Origin of the sequence: Cohnella nanjingensis, assembly GCF_014212125.1 — a bacterium.
Taxonomy (GTDB): domain Bacteria; phylum Bacillota; class Bacilli; order Paenibacillales; family Paenibacillaceae; genus Cohnella; species Cohnella nanjingensis.
Map to the genome: position 1 here is coordinate 69840 of NZ_JACJVP010000055.1, position 15963 is coordinate 85802.

At 54.8% G+C, this 15963-nt stretch carries 15 protein-coding genes; 13 read left to right on the plus strand and 2 right to left on the minus strand.

Annotated features, from left to right (window positions below; translation table 11 throughout):
- The 8 genes from H7C19_RS29495 (at position 1) to H7C19_RS29530 (ending at position 10430) form a co-directional block, all read left to right on the plus strand.
- Positions 1–786, plus strand: a complete 786-nt coding sequence (locus tag H7C19_RS29495; protein WP_185672681.1) for a hypothetical protein — start codon at positions 1–3, stop codon at positions 784–786.
- Positions 787–1113: 327 nt separating this feature from the next.
- Positions 1114–2694, plus strand: a complete 1581-nt coding sequence (locus H7C19_RS29500) for a response regulator (protein WP_185672682.1) — start codon at positions 1114–1116, stop codon at positions 2692–2694.
- Positions 2691–4466 carry a sensor histidine kinase gene (locus H7C19_RS29505; RefSeq protein WP_246470080.1) on the plus strand — a complete coding sequence of 592 codons (1776 nt, stop codon included), beginning with the start codon at positions 2691–2693 and terminating at the stop codon, positions 4464–4466. Before H7C19_RS29500 ends, H7C19_RS29505 begins: the two co-directional genes overlap by 4 nt.
- Positions 4467–4617: 151 nt before the next feature.
- Complete coding sequence (locus tag H7C19_RS29510) at positions 4618–6015, plus strand: ABC transporter substrate-binding protein (RefSeq protein WP_246470081.1); 1398 nt, start codon at positions 4618–4620, stop codon at positions 6013–6015.
- Between the two features lie 96 nt (positions 6016–6111).
- On the plus strand, positions 6112–6999 hold the full coding sequence (locus tag H7C19_RS29515; RefSeq protein WP_185672684.1) for a carbohydrate ABC transporter permease: 888 nt from the start codon (positions 6112–6114) through the stop codon (positions 6997–6999).
- Complete coding sequence (locus H7C19_RS29520; protein WP_313732044.1) at positions 6996–7826, plus strand: carbohydrate ABC transporter permease; 831 nt, start codon at positions 6996–6998, stop codon at positions 7824–7826. Before H7C19_RS29515 ends, H7C19_RS29520 begins: the two co-directional genes overlap by 4 nt.
- A 26-nt stretch (positions 7827–7852) precedes the next feature.
- Positions 7853–9694 carry a glycoside hydrolase family 127 protein gene (locus H7C19_RS29525; RefSeq protein WP_185672686.1) on the plus strand — a complete coding sequence of 614 codons (1842 nt, stop codon included), beginning with the start codon at positions 7853–7855 and terminating at the stop codon, positions 9692–9694.
- Positions 9695–9794: 100 nt separating this feature from the next.
- On the plus strand, positions 9795–10430 hold the full coding sequence (locus H7C19_RS29530; RefSeq protein ID WP_185672687.1) for a YigZ family protein: 636 nt from the start codon (positions 9795–9797) through the stop codon (positions 10428–10430).
- Between the two features lie 170 nt (positions 10431–10600).
- Here H7C19_RS29530 and H7C19_RS29535 read toward each other — a convergent pair whose 3' ends face one another.
- The gene (locus H7C19_RS29535; RefSeq protein ID WP_185672688.1) at positions 10601–11002 is read right to left on the minus strand and encodes a secondary thiamine-phosphate synthase enzyme YjbQ; all 402 of its coding nucleotides are present in this window, start codon (positions 11000–11002) and stop codon (positions 10601–10603) included.
- Between the two features lie 211 nt (positions 11003–11213).
- Between H7C19_RS29535 and cysT the strand changes: the two genes are divergently transcribed.
- The 4 genes from cysT to H7C19_RS29555 all read left to right on the plus strand — a co-directional run bounded on the left by cysT (position 11214) and on the right by H7C19_RS29555 (position 15150).
- Positions 11214–12020, plus strand: a complete 807-nt coding sequence (gene cysT / locus H7C19_RS29540) for a sulfate ABC transporter permease subunit CysT (protein ID WP_221469552.1) — start codon at positions 11214–11216, stop codon at positions 12018–12020.
- A complete protein-coding gene (locus H7C19_RS29545) occupies positions 12020–12817 on the plus strand; it encodes a sulfate ABC transporter permease subunit (protein ID WP_185672713.1) in 798 nt (265 codons plus the stop codon). Before cysT ends, H7C19_RS29545 begins: the two co-directional genes overlap by 1 nt.
- A gap of 1 nt (position 12818) precedes the next feature.
- Positions 12819–13883, plus strand: coding sequence for a sulfate/molybdate ABC transporter ATP-binding protein (locus H7C19_RS29550; RefSeq protein WP_185672690.1), 1065 nt, complete (start codon positions 12819–12821; stop codon positions 13881–13883).
- 169 nt (positions 13884–14052) lie between these two features.
- Positions 14053–15150 carry a sulfate ABC transporter substrate-binding protein gene (locus H7C19_RS29555; RefSeq protein ID WP_185672691.1) on the plus strand — a complete coding sequence of 366 codons (1098 nt, stop codon included), beginning with the start codon at positions 14053–14055 and terminating at the stop codon, positions 15148–15150.
- A gap of 94 nt (positions 15151–15244) precedes the next feature.
- Here the strand turns inward: H7C19_RS29555 and H7C19_RS35370 are convergent, their stop codons facing one another.
- Entirely contained in the window at positions 15245–15373 is a 129-nt protein-coding gene (locus tag H7C19_RS35370; RefSeq protein WP_281385029.1) for a hypothetical protein, read from the minus strand.
- A gap of 145 nt (positions 15374–15518) precedes the next feature.
- Between H7C19_RS35370 and H7C19_RS29560 the strand changes: the two genes are divergently transcribed.
- A complete protein-coding gene (locus H7C19_RS29560) occupies positions 15519–15869 on the plus strand; it encodes a helix-turn-helix domain-containing protein (RefSeq protein ID WP_185672692.1) in 351 nt (116 codons plus the stop codon).
- Positions 15870–15963: the final 94 nt, after the last annotated feature.

Consider the following 15963-nt stretch of genomic DNA (forward strand, 5'->3'; position numbering starts at 1 on the left):
ATGAAAAAGAAATGGTTAGGCTGGCTAGCCGCCGTCGTCGTTGCCGCGTTCTTGGTAACGGCCGTGCAGCCTGCTGCAGCTTTCGCGAAGTCGGACTCGCAGTCGGCCGTAAGCGGCATCTTGGACTGGCTCGTGAAGCCGGGCAAGGGCAACGGCAACGACAAGCCGGGCAACGGCAACGACAAGCCGGGCAACGGCAACGACAAGCCGGGCAACGGCAACAACGGTAATGGCAACGGCAACAACGGTAACGGCAACAACGGTAACGGCAATGGGAATAATGGCAACGGCAACGGCAACAATGGTAATGGCAATGGCAACAACGGCAACGGCAACAATGGCAATGGCAACAACGGCAACAACGGCAACAATGGTAATGGTAATGGTAATGGTAATGGTAATGGCAACAACGGCAACAACGGCAACAACGGCAATGGTAACGGCAATGACAAGGAGAAGGAGAAAGAGAAGGAGAAGCAGTACAAGGCGATTACGAGCGCTGCGGAGGAGCAGTTGATCGCGCTTAAGATCAGCGCCCAGCACGAGTTGACGCAACTTGCGCTGCAATTCAAGCAGCTTCAGACCACGCACGAGAAAACGCTTCTCTACAAGCAAGGAAGCGCGGCCTTTGCGGCGAAAGAAACGGCTTACACGGAGATCATCAACGACACGATCGCCAAACTTTCGGCGGGCGGACATAGCCTCGAAATCGTCCGGCAATACCAGAACGAGTACCAGAGCTCGATTTCATTCGGGCAAACGTTGCTGAATCAGCTCGTTAAGTAAGGCATGAGGCGAGTAAACTCGCCGAATAAGAGAGGGCCGCCCAATAGGACGGCCCTCTCTTCCTGTGGTCCGGGACAATGCGGATAGCTTCATTTTTCGCCGGTAATACCAAATAAAAGTCCACCTATCTAATCATAATAAGCTATTTTGTAAGTCGACGATCTGTCTATAATAGAAGTGTATGGACTCCTTCTGTTCAGACTGGCACGTAAAAGAAATGAGAAATCCAAGCGCCTGTCCATAAGAAGGGGCTTTTTTCTATTCATCTAACAGGCTTCGAGACAAATTGCGCAGACGAGAGGACTGAGAGGGATAAAAATATTAGTCGTGGACGATGAGCCGAGACACCGCAGAGGAATGACGAGTATGATTCACGTCCTGCGGCCTGAAGATCAAGTTCTTGTCGCGAAAGACGGGGCAAGCGCCCTGGAACTCGTCAGGTCTGAAAAACCCGATGTCGTGTTAACCGATATTCGAATGCCGAATATGGATGGTCTTTCATTTCTGAAACGGCTTGAAGACGAAAGCCTTCGGACCAAGGTTGTCATGGTTTCAGCTTATAATCTGTTCGAATATGCCCAGACTGCGATTCGTCACGGGGCTTATGATTATCTCTTGAAACCGGTGGAGGCTGAGAAGGTAGAAGACGTATTGCGCCGCATTGAAGACCAGCTTGTCGCGGAATTCCGGCAGCATTCGGAATCGGAAGCGCTAAAGCATCGGCTAAGCCTGACTTCCACCGCCTATCGAAACCGGCTTCTTTTGTCATGGTTGAACGGAAGCTTGACCGTTTTGGAACGTAAAGAACTCGAAACGTTGGAGTGGATGCACGGGAGCGGAATGGTTGTTTTCTCTGAATTCCGAATCGGACCGGGAAAGAAAGCGGGATTGGATACCGTAGCATGGTTGCAACGCTTGGAACAGGCGTGGGCGGAATTCGGCGAAGCGAATACTTTCTCCTTGAATGTTCTTCAGGAGGAAGTCTTCCAAGCGGTTACCATCATCCAGACATCTCGGTTTACCCAAGAAAGAAAGCCTGAAATTCGCCAAATGGTTTCCTCCTTAGGGGCAGAGTGGGCAAAGTTCGGACAGCTTACCCATGGCATCGGTCCGGATTGCCGATCCTTATGGACGGAAACGCCACAAGCTTACCGGGCAGCCCAAACGGCCAATCTATATAATTTCCACGATTGTTGGAACGGCATTTTGTTTCATGATGAACTCCTTCCCTCCCGCGATCCGATCCTTGTTGACGGAGAGAGGTTGTTCGAAGCCCTGCAAGGAAGGGATGCGGAAGCTGCCATAGACATGTGCCGGACTGCGTTCGTTCAACTTGCTGCCAATGGCCATGCGAATCCGAATCTGATCAAAAAATGCGCCGCGCTTACCCTCATGAAGATCAAAAGCAGAATTCGGGATTTCGTTGATCGGCAGATTGGGAGCGTTCTCACGGATTCGGCTTTGATGGTTATTCCGGGTTGCCGTTCCTATATCGATCTCATGACCGTGCTAGAGGTTCGGCTCCGGGATGTAAACGACGCTTTAAGACATGCTCGGCAAGATCAAAGCGAGATTATCGTGGCCGAATGTTTGAGATGGATTCAAGAGAACGCCAAGGAAGATTTGACGCTGGAACGGGCTGCCGAGCATTTTTTCTTTAATCCTTCCTACTTCAGCACATTGATCAGAAGCCGGACGGGAAGGACGTTCTCCGATCATGTGACGGAGGCTAGAATGCGGCGGGCCAAGGAATTGCTTGCGGAGAACAGGTTGAAAATATATGAAATCGCCGCCGAGTGCGGTTATCAGGATACCAAGTATTTCTGCAGAGTGTTCAAGAAACAGAACGGCATGTCGCCGGAAGCTTATAAGCACACATCCTTCCGGCAAAGGAGCAGAGAGGGATGAAGATGACGTTCCGCTCCCGGTTGTTAGCCAGTTTTATATTCCTGATTGCCGTCCCGCTTATCGTGCTCGGGACCCTCTTCTATCGCACCAGCCTGCATGTCGTGACGGAACAAGCGCAGAAGAACGTATACGAGATCGTCAAGAAAAACAACGAGATTATGGACACCAAGCTGCGGATCATAGACCAGAACAGCATGGCCTTGTTCGTAGACAAGGATTTGTTTCGAATATTTAATAACTTGAGACCTGAGAACAAGGCGGACCTGCTCGCCGCCGATCGTCTAGTGTCCGATGCGTTAAGAAGATATTTCTCGCAAATCGATGACGTGTACGCCTACCAGCTATGGACGTCTTATTTTACTTTCGGCCAGACGCTGCCCCAAGGCGATCCGACGCGTTCGGATATTTACCGCGCAGCGCGGCAGGCGGGAGGCAAGATGGTTTGGTATCCCACCTACGACTTCGTAGATATGTTCGATCAACCGTATTTAGCGAATGGAACGATCGATTTCCGCTATTTGTTCTCCGCGACGCGCATCCTTAATTTCTCCTATTTAAGCAATACGACCCTGGAGAAGATGGATACGGACATCGAACGGCCTGTGCTAACGATCAGCTTCAAATCGGACACGCTGAAATCCCTGTACGAGAAAAGTATTCCCGACGGTTCCCGCTATTTGGTTCTAGATCCGGACAATCGCATCGTCGATAGCAGCGAGTCCGGTAGAATAACGCAAGTTTATAAGGACAATTGGGTGGAACAGCTTCAACAGGCCGGCAGCGGCACGCGAAGAATAACGCTGGACGGCGTGAATACGATCGTCTGCTTCGATCGCTCGCAAGTCACCGGATGGATGTCCATCGTCATGACGCCCGAATCCACGCTCGTAGGCAGTCTCGTTCCGATCATCCGTGCCTCAACCACTCTTTTGGCCGCCATTATGGGAATCGTTGCGCTTATTTTCGCTTATTTTATCTCAGGCAGAATTACGAATCCGATCAAGAAGCTGCTCGGCGCGATGAAGTCCGTGGGCGAAGGGGACTTCCAAACACGGGTTGTTGTAAGCACCAATGACGAATTCGGGATTTTACTCCAGCGATTTAATCGGATGAACGATCGGATTCGTTTATTGGTTTCGGAAAATTACGAGATCAAATTAAAGGAACAGGAAGCGGAAATCCATGCGCTGAACAGGCAGATGAATCCTCATTTTCTATACAATACGTTAAACGTGATGAATTGGACGGCCATCGAGAACGATCAGAAGGAACTAAGCAAAATGCTTGTCTGCTTATCCAACATGCTGCACTATACTTCGCGGAAGGAATGGGGAGCCGTTCATCTATCCGAGGAAATCGAATGGATGAAAAACTACTTCTATATCATGTCCGTCCGATTCGAAGAGAAATTCACGGTCGGCTACGAGATCGATTCGATGCTCTACGACTATAAGATACCAAGACTGCTCTTCCAGCCGTTTGTCGAGAATGCCATCCTGCATGGTTTCGACCAAACCGAATCGGGGGGGCTCATTCGCATACGCGGTTGGATCGACGACGGAACCCGGTATTATGAAATCGCGGATAACGGACGGGGCATGAGCGACGACACGATTCATGCTATTTTATATCGGGAATCGTCTTCAATAGGCATTAAGAACACCATAGCCCGTATCCGTCTGACCTACGGCGAAGCGTATGGGATCGTGATCTCCTCTGCGCCGGGTTTCGGAACAAAAGTAACCATCGCGCTTCCGCTGTACACCCAATAATAGTCCACCATTCCAATCAGGTTCAGGTTATGTAAGCGCTGCATCCGGATCTATAATGAAACCATCATAGACTGCAGCTATGAATCCATAAGGGTTGAAATTGAAAGGGGTTCAGAAGATGTCACGACAATCGAAATCCATATCCTTTCTGATGGCTGTTCTCTTGATGCTGGCCGCCATTCTTTCCGCTTGCACGAAGTCCGACTCGAGCGCAAGCAATGGCAATGCCTCTTCTCCCGCCCATACGGCGAGCTCGGAATCCGGCAAAGCGGGGGCGAGTGAAGACATTACGCTTCGCATGACGGTATGGGGAGCCCCGGAGGAAGTGGCTGCTTACAAGGAGGCGATCGCCAAGTTCGAGAAGAAATATCCGAATATCACCGTAAAACTTCAGCATATTGCCGCCGACTATGATACCAAGCTCACGACGATGGTTGCGGGTAATGACGTGCCGGATATCGCGCAGATGGAATCCGGCAGCATCGCTTTCCCGCTTGCGGAGCAAGGCAAATTCTACAATCTCCAGGAATTTCTCTCGTCCGATCCGGAGATCAATGCGGAAAGACTGGTTCCGAATATCACGTATTCACTTGAACCTGGCAATATAATCGGCTTAGGTCCGGGCCCCGAGTCATTCGGTTTGTTCTACAACGAAGATATTTTCAAAGATGCGGGCTTAACGCCCCCGCCGTCCAAAGCATCGGAAGCGTGGACATGGGATGAGTTCGTCGAAGTGGCCAAGAAACTGACGATCGACAGCAAGGGCAGAAATGCGACCGATGCCGGCTTTGATCCTAAGAACATTAAGCAGTATGGCGTTAACATCGGGACTTGGTGGGGAAGCTACAGCAACTTCATCTACTCCAATGGCGGGGACTTCGTCTCCGAGGACGGGAAGACCTTCGCTCTGAATCAACCGGCTGCGGTAGAAGCCCTTCAGAAAATAGCGGATTTGATCAATGTTTATCATGTCGCGCCTTCGCCGGTTCAAGCCAAGAACATTCCGGCCACGAATGTCGCGCTTCAGACGAAAAAAGTGGCAATGGCAATTGACGGGCAATGGGCCAGCGCAGGATTGGCTCAATCGAAATTCCATTTCAACGTGGGCGTAATTCCGACAATGAAAACGCCTATGACTACCGTCGTTTGCGGGATGTTCTCCATGTTCAAATCAACCAAACATCCCAAAGAAGCTTGGGAATTGATGAAAGCGCTGCTTGACCCGGAAGCTTCGATCGACATGATTCAAGCCGGGACATGGATGCCCTCTTATAAAGACTGGTATACGGACCCGGCTATGCTCGCCAAATGGACGGAAAACCTGGATTCCCGGCCATCGGGTTATAAAGACGCTATCGTAGATGTTCTATTGAATAACAGCCACCAAACGCCAACGGGTTACGTGAAAAACTTCAACAAGATTATGGATATCGTTAATCCCGCTTTGGATAAAGTATGGCTCGGCCAACAAACCGCTCAAGAGGCGATGGATTCAATCGCGGATAAAGCGCAAGCTCAGGTACAGGGTCGTCGCGACGTGAAGGGATAAGGGGTCAAAGAAAAAGCGTTTATCATTGCGGGAGACGGCGTTCTTCCTAAAGATCGCCGTTCTCCTAAGCGGGAAGCTTTGAGATCGGAGGTATGCATGAGAAAAGGACTATTCTACGGGTTGTTGTTCACTTCGCCCGCCATACTCGGGTTTATCATCTTCACTTTGGGTCCCATGATTGCCAGCTTGGTGCTTAGCTTGACGGATTATAACGTATTCAAAGCGCATACCTCGTTCGTCGGAATCGATCATTATTCCAAGATGTTCTCGGGCGAGGATGAACTATTCTATAAATCGCTTGGCATTACTTTCTACTTCGTCATTCTTCGGGTACCTGCCGTTATTATCGTTTCCTTTGCGATTGCCCTGCTTCTTAACCTGAATGTTAGAGGAAGAGCCCTATTCCGCACGATCATCTACCTGCCCAGCATCGTGCCGGCGGTCGCATCGGCCATGATCTGGATGTGGCTTCTTAATCCCGATCTGGGCCTTGCCAACTCCGTGCTCAGTTGGTTGCATCTGCCGACCAGCAATTGGTTGTATTCGGAGGGCAGCGTTATCCCGTCCGTCGTGCTTACGACGTTGTGGGGAATCGGCGGTACGGTCATTATATTCCTCGCGGGGCTGTCGGGTATTCCAAAGCCGTATTACGAGGCGATCGACGTGGATGGGGGCGGGTGGTACAGCAAGCTGCGTCACATTACGATTCCGATGGTCACGCCGACGATCTTCTTCAATACCATTATGACGATCATCGGTTCCTTCCAGGTGTTTAACGAAGCTTATATCCTAACGCAGGGCGGACCGAACAATCAGAGTTTATTTTATGTGTTCTACCTCTGGCGAACAGGTTTCCGGGATACCGAGATGGGGTATGCGTCTGCGCTGGCGTGGGTATTGTTCATCATTATCCTATTTTTCACCTTTATTGTGTTCAAAACCTCGAAGTCATGGGTGCATTACGAAGGAGGGGAGCGTACGTGAGGCAATCGAAGCTTACGCTTACGGCAGGCTATGCGGCTCTATTATTGATCTCAGCCCTGTTTATTATTCCGTTCGTATGGTTGCTGCGAAGTTCGCTCATGGATTTATCGCAAATTTTCACCATGCCGCCGGAGTGGATTCCGACGCCTTTCCATTGGGACAATTTCCATCGAGCGCTCACGATCCTGCCGTTCGGCACCTTCTTCACCAATACGCTTATCATCGTGGTCAGCGTTATTGTTGGCACTGTTGTTACAAGCAGTATCGCGGCGTTCGGGTTCTCGCGGATTCCATGGAAAGGAAGGGACACCGTATTCGGCATTCTGATGTCAAGCATGATGCTGCCGGCGGCCGTAACCCTTATTCCGAGCTTTCTCGGTTGGCAGATGCTAGGCTTCTATGACACGTATTACCCGTTGATCGTACCGGCTTATTTCGGTGGCGGAATCTTCAATATCTTCCTGCTGCGTCAATTCTATTTAACCATTCCGCGAGATTTCGATGAAGCGGCTTTCGTGGACGGAGCAACTTATTTACAAATCTACATGAGAATTATAATGCCTCTAAGCCGTTCAGCTATAATAGTAGTAGCTTTATTCAGCTTCTTGGGATCATGGAACGATTTCATGGGACCGCTCATTTATTTGAAAAGCGACAGCCTATTTACCCTTGCGCTCGGGCTGCAGATGTTTCAAGGTTCCTATACCGCGCAATGGGATCTGCTCATGGCGGCTTCGGCAGCCGTCGTGCTGCCCTGCGTCATCGTGTTTCTGATCGGGCAGCGTTACTTCCTTGAAGGGATTACGTTGACTGGCCTGAAAGGATAAGCGAACGAAAGAGAGGAAAAATCGGAATGACACAAATTGAAGCCCAATTGATGAATTGGCAGAGCGTTCCCTTTACGAAAGTGAAAATCGATGACGCTTTCTGGCGTCCGCGTCTCGAAGTCCTAAGCAAAGTCACGATCAAAACCTGCCTGTCCCAATGCGAAGAAACCGGGCGCATATCGAATTTCGCTAAGGCTGCCGGTCTGATGGAAGGAGAATTCGAAGGCATCTACTTCAACGACTCCGACGTGTACAAGGTGCTCGAAGGTGCAGCCTATCTGCTGATGTCGAACAGGGATCCGGAGCTGGAAGCGGAAATCGACCGGATCATCGAGCTTATCGCCGCCGCGCAGGAAGCGGATGGCTATTTGTGTACCTACTATACGTTAGTAGCGCCTGAGAGCAAATGGACGGATATGGAAAAACACGAAATGTATAATGGCGGTCATTTGATCGAGGCGGCGGTCGCTTATTATGAAGCGACGGGCAAACGCAAGCTTCTCGATGTCGCCTGCAGGATGGTTGACCATTACGATCGCGAATTCGGCCCCGGTAAACGTCATTGGGTAGAAGGGCATGAGGAAATCGAACTGGCTCTCGTGAAGCTGTATCGCGTTACGCATGAGGAGCGTTATTGGAAACTCGCTCTTTGGCTGTTAGAGGAACGTGGGCACGGTCACGGAAAAGGCGCGATATGGGATAAAGAAGAATGGGGACCGGCATACTGCCAGGACGACGTTCCGGTTCGAGACATCGAGAAGGTGACCGGGCACGCCGTCCGCGCTATGTATCTATACACGGCAATGGCGGATGTCGTTCACGCTTCAGGCGATCCGGCCTATGTCGATGCCTTGCATCGCGTATGGGCGCATACATGGGAGCGCAACATGTACGTGACGGGAGGAATCGGACCTTCCTTGCATAATGAAGGCTTTACCCAGGATTACGATCTTCCGAACGAAACCGCCTATTGCGAGACTTGCGCCGCAGTCGCAATGGTGTTCTGGAATCATCGGATGAATCTGCTGTTCGGTGACGCCAAATATGCGGATGTGGTGGAGCGTGAAATGTACAATGGTGCTTTAGCCGGAATTTCGTTGTCCGGCGACAAGTTTTTCTACGTCAATCCGCTGGCGTCAAAAGGCGACCACCACCGCGTAGAATGGTTCGGCACGTCCTGTTGCCCGACAAATTTGGTACGGTATCTGCCTTCCATAGGCCAGTACGCTTATGCCAGGACGGACGATGGGCTCGTCGTCAATCAATTCATGAATGGCGAAGCGGAATTCGAGGTCGGCAACGGGCTTAACGTAAAGCTGAAACAAACGACGAATTACCCGTGGGACGGCAAGATCGAGCTTGCGGTTAACCCTGAACGAACGGGGAAATTCGTCATTCGATTACGCGTGCCGGGTTGGTGCAGAGGCTACAAGCTTAAGGTCGGCGGCGAGAGCCTCTTCGGAGCCGAGGCACTGAACGATCGGGGCTACCTTGCGCTTGATCGGGAATGGTCGCAGGGAGATTCCATCGTACTTGAACTGGATATGCCTGTGGAGGTCGTGCGCGCCAGGGCGGAGGTCGAAGCCAATCGCGGTCGTCTTGCCATTCAGCGAGGTCCGATCATCTATTGCATGGAGCAGGCGGATCATCCGGCATCATCCTTTGACAGCCGTACTTTCTTGGCTCGGGAGAAGCTGCAGATCAACCACCGTCCCGATTTGCTTGGCGGAGTGACCGTTCTGACCGGCAGGGACGGCGAAGGGAGCCCTTGTTTATTCATTCCCTACTATGCATGGGACAATAGGGAGCAAGGCTTTATGCAGGTTTGGATTCGCGAGGCGGAAGATCGGCAGTTGTATATTTATTGAAGAGGGATAGAAGCAATGCTGGTCTGACCCGGACGCGCAGTGATAAGATAGTGGCAATGGAAGGCACGCCGGGAAGGCGCGCGGGGGAGGATAGGCGGCATTGTTAGCGAGGTTTGCAACGGTTAGGCAGTACGGTCAGGCGGAGATCGTCATCAAGAAGTCGCGGTTCATCGGTCATGCGCGGCCGGTCGCCTCCGAAGAAGAGGCGGTCGCTTTTATCGAGGAGATCAAGAAGCGTCATTGGGACGCTACCCATAACTGCTCGGCCTACGTCGTCGGCGAACGAGACGAATATCAGAAGGCGCTGGACGACGGGGAACCGAGCGGGACGGCGGGCAAGCCGATCCTCGAAGTCATCAAGCACCGCGGGATCAAGAACACCGCGGTCGTGGTCACCCGCTACTTCGGGGGGATCATGCTGGGCGCGGGCGGGTTGGTCCGGGCTTATACGGACGGCGCGGTCGCCGGCATCGATGCGGCGGAACAGATCTTGAAGGTGCTGCACCGCGAGATCTACGTCGAGCTGGACTATACTTGGTACGGCAAGCTGGAGAACGAGCTGCGCGGCCGGGGCGTGCGCGTCGGAGACGTCTCGTTCACCGACCGGGTGCGCGTGCTATGTCTGCCCGAAGCCGTGGAGGCCGAGCGCTTTCAGGCGTGGATCACGGACCTGACGCAGGGTCAAGCGATCCAGGAGCAAGGCGAAGAACGGTACTTTATCGAGAACGAGGCTTAGCGAAACACAACCGGGAACGAAGTTTAAACGGAGCCCCATGGAAAGCGAACCTCCATCCCCGCCTGAACAGGCGGAGATGGAGGTTCTTTGGCATGGCGCGTGAATGGCCGGTCAACCGGCTCGTCCGACGGCAGCGCGCGGCTGTCGGACGTGCATGCCTGGTATCCCGCCTAATCGGCCATCAACTTCACGATATATTCGCGTTCCCGGGGACCGTCGAATTCGCAGAAGTAGATGCCCTGCCACCGGCCTAGCAGCAGTTTGCCGTCGGCGATGACGACGGTCTGCGAGGCGCCGGTCGTGATCGCTTTGAGATGGGAGGCCGTGTTGCCCTCGGCATGCCGGTACTTCGGGTGCTGCCAAGGATAGACCTCGTTCAGCCGCATCAGCACGTCGTGCTTGACGTCGGGGTCGGCGTTCTCGTTGATGGCGATGCCGGCCGTCGTATGCGGGCAATAGACGACGGCGATCCCTTCCTGGATGCCCGACCGGCCGATCAGGGCGGCGACTTGGCGGGTCACGTCGATCATCTCGTCGCGTCTCGTCGTGCGAAGCTGCTCTTTAAAACGCATGATAAACCTCCGTGGATGAAGATGGAAATATTATAAACGTTATTCGCCCATAAGCGTAATATATATGGGCTATAAATTCCGCTGATTATTTCCTCCAATTTGGTCTTAAGTCATTGACGAATTCCGATCTCATCTGATAAATTAACAATACCAACTAAATAAATAGGAATTAAGTAATTGCCCATCCTGGAGGTTCGCATACGTGACTAACATGCTGCAGAGCCGATGGTGGAGCTGGGGATTTCGCAGCGCCGTCCTGCTTTATTTCGTCTTGCTCATCGTATTTCCGATTCTCGGCATCTACGGACAGTCGTTGTCCGGCGGATGGCACGCTTTTCTCGACAACGTGACGGAAGCGCTGGCTTGGAAGTCGGTGCTGCTGACCGTCAAGCTGGCGCTCATCTCGACGGCGATCAACGCGGCGATCGGGACGATGGCGGCCTGGGTGCTCATCCGTTATCGCTTCCCGGGCAGACGGTTGTTGAACAGCTTGGTCGACCTGCCCTTCGCGCTCCCGACCGCGGTCGTCGGCCTCATGATCCTGCTCCTGCTGGGACCAAGGAGCCCGATCGGCCAAGGCGCGGAATCGCTTGGCTTCACGATCCTGTTCCATGAACCGGCCATCGTGATCGCGATGGTGTTCGTGACCTTCCCGTTCGTCATCCGTTCCGTTCAGCCGCTGCTGGAGGAGCTGGACGCCTCGGAGGAGGAGGCAGCTTATACGATGGGGGCTTCTCCCGCGAGAACCTTTTTCCGCGTCATCCTGCCCTGCATGCTGCCCGGCATCGCGAGCGGCGCGATGCTGGCCTTCTCCCGCGCGCTGGCGGAGTTCGGGGCGGTCGTCCTCGTAGCCGGCAATATCCCCGGCAAGACGCTGATCGCCTCGGTCTATATCTTCGGCGAGATCGAGAGCGACAATCCGGCCGGCGCGGCGGCGATATCGGTCCTCCTGCTCACGCTGTCCTTCCTCATCCTCTGGATCGTCAACTACGTACAGACGAGGAGGACGGGACGATGATGAGGAGACTCTGGATCGGTCTGACCGTCGTCGTCTTCGGATTGTTACTGATCATTCCGTTGTTCCGGATCGCCCAGGGCGCGTTCGACAGCGGCTGGTCCGGCTTCTGGCACGGCTTGACGCGGCCCGAAGCGCTCCATGCGCTGCTCATGACCGGCATTATCGCCGTCGTCGTGACGATCGTGAACGCGTTCTTCGGCGTCATGCTCTCGCTGTACCTCGTTCGCGCCACCTGGCTGGGCCGAAAGCTGAAGCGCTTGATGAACAGCATCGTGGACCTTCCGTTCGCCGTCTCGCCCGTCATCGGGGGGCTCATGATCGTCCTCCTGATGGGCCCGGATACGGCGCTCGGCGCGCTGTTGGGCAGGGCGGGCATCGACATCGTCTACGCGCTTCCGGGCATGGTCGTCGCGACGCTGTTCGTCACGTTTCCGCTGGTCGTACGCGAAGTGATACCGGTCCTTCAGGAGATCGGCAGCCAGCAGGAAGAAGCGGCGCACATGATGGGCGCTTACGCTTGGACGACGTTCTGGCGGGTAACCTGGCCTTCGATCCGGTGGAGCGTCGTCTACGGCGTCGTGCTGACGGTCGCGCGCTGTCTCGGCGAGTTCGGCGCGGTGCTCGTCGTCTCGGGCAATATTCTGTTCAAGACGCAGACGGCCACCACTTTGGTGTATCAAGACGTGGAGAACTTCAATCTAACGGCGGCGAATGCGGTCGCGCTCGCGCTGGCGGCCGGTTCCGTCCTGCTGCTGCTATTCATGGAATGGGCCAAATCCCGAAAGGAAGTGCATTGATATGCATGTAGAAGTACGGGGATTGAACAAGAAGTTCGGGACTTTTCAAGCGGTGAAGGACGTGGAATTCAGCATCGCCAAAGGACAGCTGATCGGCCTCCTCGGCCCGAGCGGCGGCGGCAAGACTTCGATCCTGCGCATGCTGGCGGGGCTGGAGACGCCGGACGAAGGGGATATCGTCTTCCATGGCCAACGGGTGAACGACCTGCCGCCGCAGGAACGCGGGATCGGCTTCGTCTTTCAGAACTATGCGCTCTTCAAGCATATGACGGTCGCCGAGAACATCGCCTTCGGGCTCGAAGTGAAGAAGTGGCCGAAGGCCAAGGTGAAGGAGCGCGTCGCCGAGCTGGTCGAACTGACGGGGCTGAAGGGGTTCGAGAGCCGCTATCCGCATCAGCTGTCTGGCGGACAGCGCCAGCGCGTCGCCTTCGCCCGCGCCTTGGCGCCCGAGCCGCAGCTGCTGCTGCTCGACGAGCCGTTCGCGGCCATCGACGCCAAGATCCGTCACGAGCTGCGTTCTTGGCTGCGGGAGATGATCGACCGGCTGGGCATCACTTCGATCTTCGTCACCCATGACCAGGACGAAGCGATCGAAGTGGCCGACGAGATTATGATCATCAACCAAGGGCGCCTGGAGCAGAAGGGCTCACCGTGGGAGATCTACAAGGATCCGCAGACGCCGTTCGTCGCCGGGTTCATCGGCGAATCGACGATCGTCGAGGACATCGCGTCGCTGCGCGGGTTCGCCGATGCGGCCATTTGGCCGGGAACCAAGGGCCTCATTCGTCCGGAATATATCGAGATCGGCAAGGAGAGCGAATTCTCGCTGCTGTCGGCGACGGAGGCGGGCAAGGTCAAGCATATCCATTTCCGCGGCAGCGAATGGCTGGTCGAAGTAGCGGTCGGCGGGATCAAGCTCGTCACTTACCGTTCGCTGGAGAAGGAAGTGCTGCATCCGGGCGACGCCGTGCAAGTCCTCGTCCACCGGGCGTACCTGTTCAACGACAACGACAGCTGGGTCATGGAGAACAAGCTGAAGGAAGATCCCATGCCGGTTCATATTTGACGGATGGCGGCAGTCCGGGCCGGACTGCCGTTCCTGTTGACGTATCAGAAAAGGATAAGTTTCACCCCTCCTTTGCCGATACGTCTCCGATAAAAACGTATCGCCCTCTTCTAAGGAGTCGGCGAAGCCGTGGCGGGAGCCTTCAAAGGCACCGATAGGAGGACCGTACATGTCGAATAGCAGCAAAGGATCCAGGCCGGGCGTCCGCGCCGGTCTGCGCGGCGTCGCCGTCTGGGCGGCGCTGGCGGCTCTGCTTGCCGGATGCGGCGGGGGCGGCGCGGCGAAGCCTGCTGCCGAGGGCGCGTCGCCGGCCGCCGCGGCCGACGGCAAGAGCGTGACGCTCGTCGTCGGCGCTTATTCGGTCGCCAAGGACGCCCTGCAGGAGATCATGCCGGCCTTCCGCAAGGAATGGCAGGCGAAGACCGGGCAGGACGTCCGGTTCCAGGAATCGTACGAAGCGTCCGGTACCCAGGCGCGCTCGATCGTCGGCGGCTTCGAGGCGGACGTGGCCGTACTGTCGCTGGAAGGCGATATGGACAAGATCGTCAAGGCCGGGCTCATGCAGAGCGGCTGGAAGCAGGGCGCGGACGGGGGCATGATCACGCGCTCCATCGTCGCCATGGGGACGCGGAAGGGGAATCCGCTGGGGATTAAGGACTTCGAAGATCTGACGAAGCCCGGAGTCAAGGTGCTGTATCCGAATCCGCAGGTGTCCGGAGGCGCGCAGTGGGACATCAACGCGATCTACGGCGCCGGCTTGAAGCGGTCCGAGGAAGAGACGGGGACCAAGGATCCGGAAGCGGCCAAGCGCTTCCTCGCCGCCGTCCACCGCAACATCGAATCGATGGACAAGAGCGGCCGCGCTTCGATGGCGGCCTTCGAATACGGCGTCGGGGACGTCATCGTCACCTACGAGAACGAGATCTTGGCCAGACAGGCGCAAGGCGTCGACTACGAGATCGTTCGTCCGGCGCGTACGATCCTCATTGAGAATCCGGCCGCGGTCGTGGATCGGAACGCCGACGCGCATGGCGTGCGCAAGGCCGCGGATGCTTTCGTCGCCTATCTCCACGGCGAAGCCGCCCAAGAGATCTTGGCGCGGCACGGATTCCGGCCGGTTGCGCCCGAGGCGGCGGCCCGGTGGGCGAACCGGTTCCCCGAGCCGGCCGACCTGTTCGACATCGGCTATCTGGGCGGATGGACGGAGGTCAAGAACACGCTCTATTCGAAGCGCGGCATCTGGTATCAGGTGTTGGCGGGGAAGTAGAATAGGGAGCGCAGATTTACAGGGCAGAAGGGATGAACCAAAAAGCGGGCGATCGGGGATGGATGTCCCTGATCGCCCGCTTTTTGGCGTGGCGTTATTTATCCTTCTTCGTCTCTTTAGGCTTGTCCGCGGCGCTGCGCTTGTGGACCCAGATGAGAATCGAGATCATGACGACGAACGAGACGATCCAGTAACCTCTGGGGACCCAATCGGGCACCAGCATCCGGTCAACCTCCTTGAAGAAAGTTCAATTTTCTTCATTATAACTTGAATAAAGATCAGTTTTCAAGCCCATATTTGAAGTATCGTCAAGTCGATTTTGGAGCGTCGGCAAATCTCTTATACTGGAGCAAAAAAGAGGTGGGCCGGTGACGTTCGGCAAACGGCTGAAGCAAGCGCGCAACGACAAACAGATGACGCAGAATGAAGTCGCCGGCGCGTTGGGGCTTGATTTTACGACGATATCCAAGTATGAGAACAATAAATCGCAGCCGGATAACGAGACGCTCCGCGAGCTCGCCGGCATGTACGAAGTGTCGCTCGATTGGCTGTTGACGGGCGAGGAGAAGCCGGAAGAAGCGCCGAATCATATCCGCGTGAACGGCGAGGAAGAGACGCTCACGGAAGAAGAAGCAATGTATCTGCAGGATAGCCTGGAGATGTACCGGCTGCTGAAGGAAAAGCGCAAGCGCGAGCAGACGCTGGGGGAGAGCGAGTGAACGGGAGCGGCGGCGCGATGGCGCAAGCATAAAGGCTTGAACGTTCCATCATCGATATGCTAAGCTGATTGGACAAGAATCGTCGGGGGTGCTT

What these genes read in the sequence shown, in the direction of transcription:
- H7C19_RS29495 (WP_185672681.1), top strand. Translation starts at nt 1, where the DNA reads ATGAAAAAGAAATGGTTAGGCTGGCTAGCCGCCGTCGTCGTTGCCGCG.
- H7C19_RS29505 (WP_246470080.1), top strand. Translation starts at nt 2,691, where the DNA reads ATGAAGATGACGTTCCGCTCCCGGTTGTTAGCCAGTTTTATATTCCTG.
- H7C19_RS29510 (WP_246470081.1), top strand. Translation starts at nt 4,618, where the DNA reads ATGGCTGTTCTCTTGATGCTGGCCGCCATTCTTTCCGCTTGCACGAAG.
- H7C19_RS29515 (WP_185672684.1), top strand. Translation starts at nt 6,112, where the DNA reads ATGAGAAAAGGACTATTCTACGGGTTGTTGTTCACTTCGCCCGCCATA.
- H7C19_RS29525 (WP_185672686.1), top strand. Translation starts at nt 7,853, where the DNA reads ATGACACAAATTGAAGCCCAATTGATGAATTGGCAGAGCGTTCCCTTT.
- H7C19_RS29535 (WP_185672688.1), bottom strand. Translation starts at nt 11,002, where the DNA reads ATGCGTTTTAAAGAGCAGCTTCGCACGACGAGACGCGACGAGATGATC.
- cysT (WP_221469552.1), top strand. Translation starts at nt 11,214, where the DNA reads ATGCTGCAGAGCCGATGGTGGAGCTGGGGATTTCGCAGCGCCGTCCTG.
- H7C19_RS29545 (WP_185672713.1), top strand. Translation starts at nt 12,020, where the DNA reads ATGAGGAGACTCTGGATCGGTCTGACCGTCGTCGTCTTCGGATTGTTA.
- H7C19_RS29550 (WP_185672690.1), top strand. Translation starts at nt 12,819, where the DNA reads ATGCATGTAGAAGTACGGGGATTGAACAAGAAGTTCGGGACTTTTCAA.
- H7C19_RS29555 (WP_185672691.1), top strand. Translation starts at nt 14,053, where the DNA reads ATGTCGAATAGCAGCAAAGGATCCAGGCCGGGCGTCCGCGCCGGTCTG.
- H7C19_RS35370 (WP_281385029.1), bottom strand. Translation starts at nt 15,373, where the DNA reads ATGCTGGTGCCCGATTGGGTCCCCAGAGGTTACTGGATCGTCTCGTTC.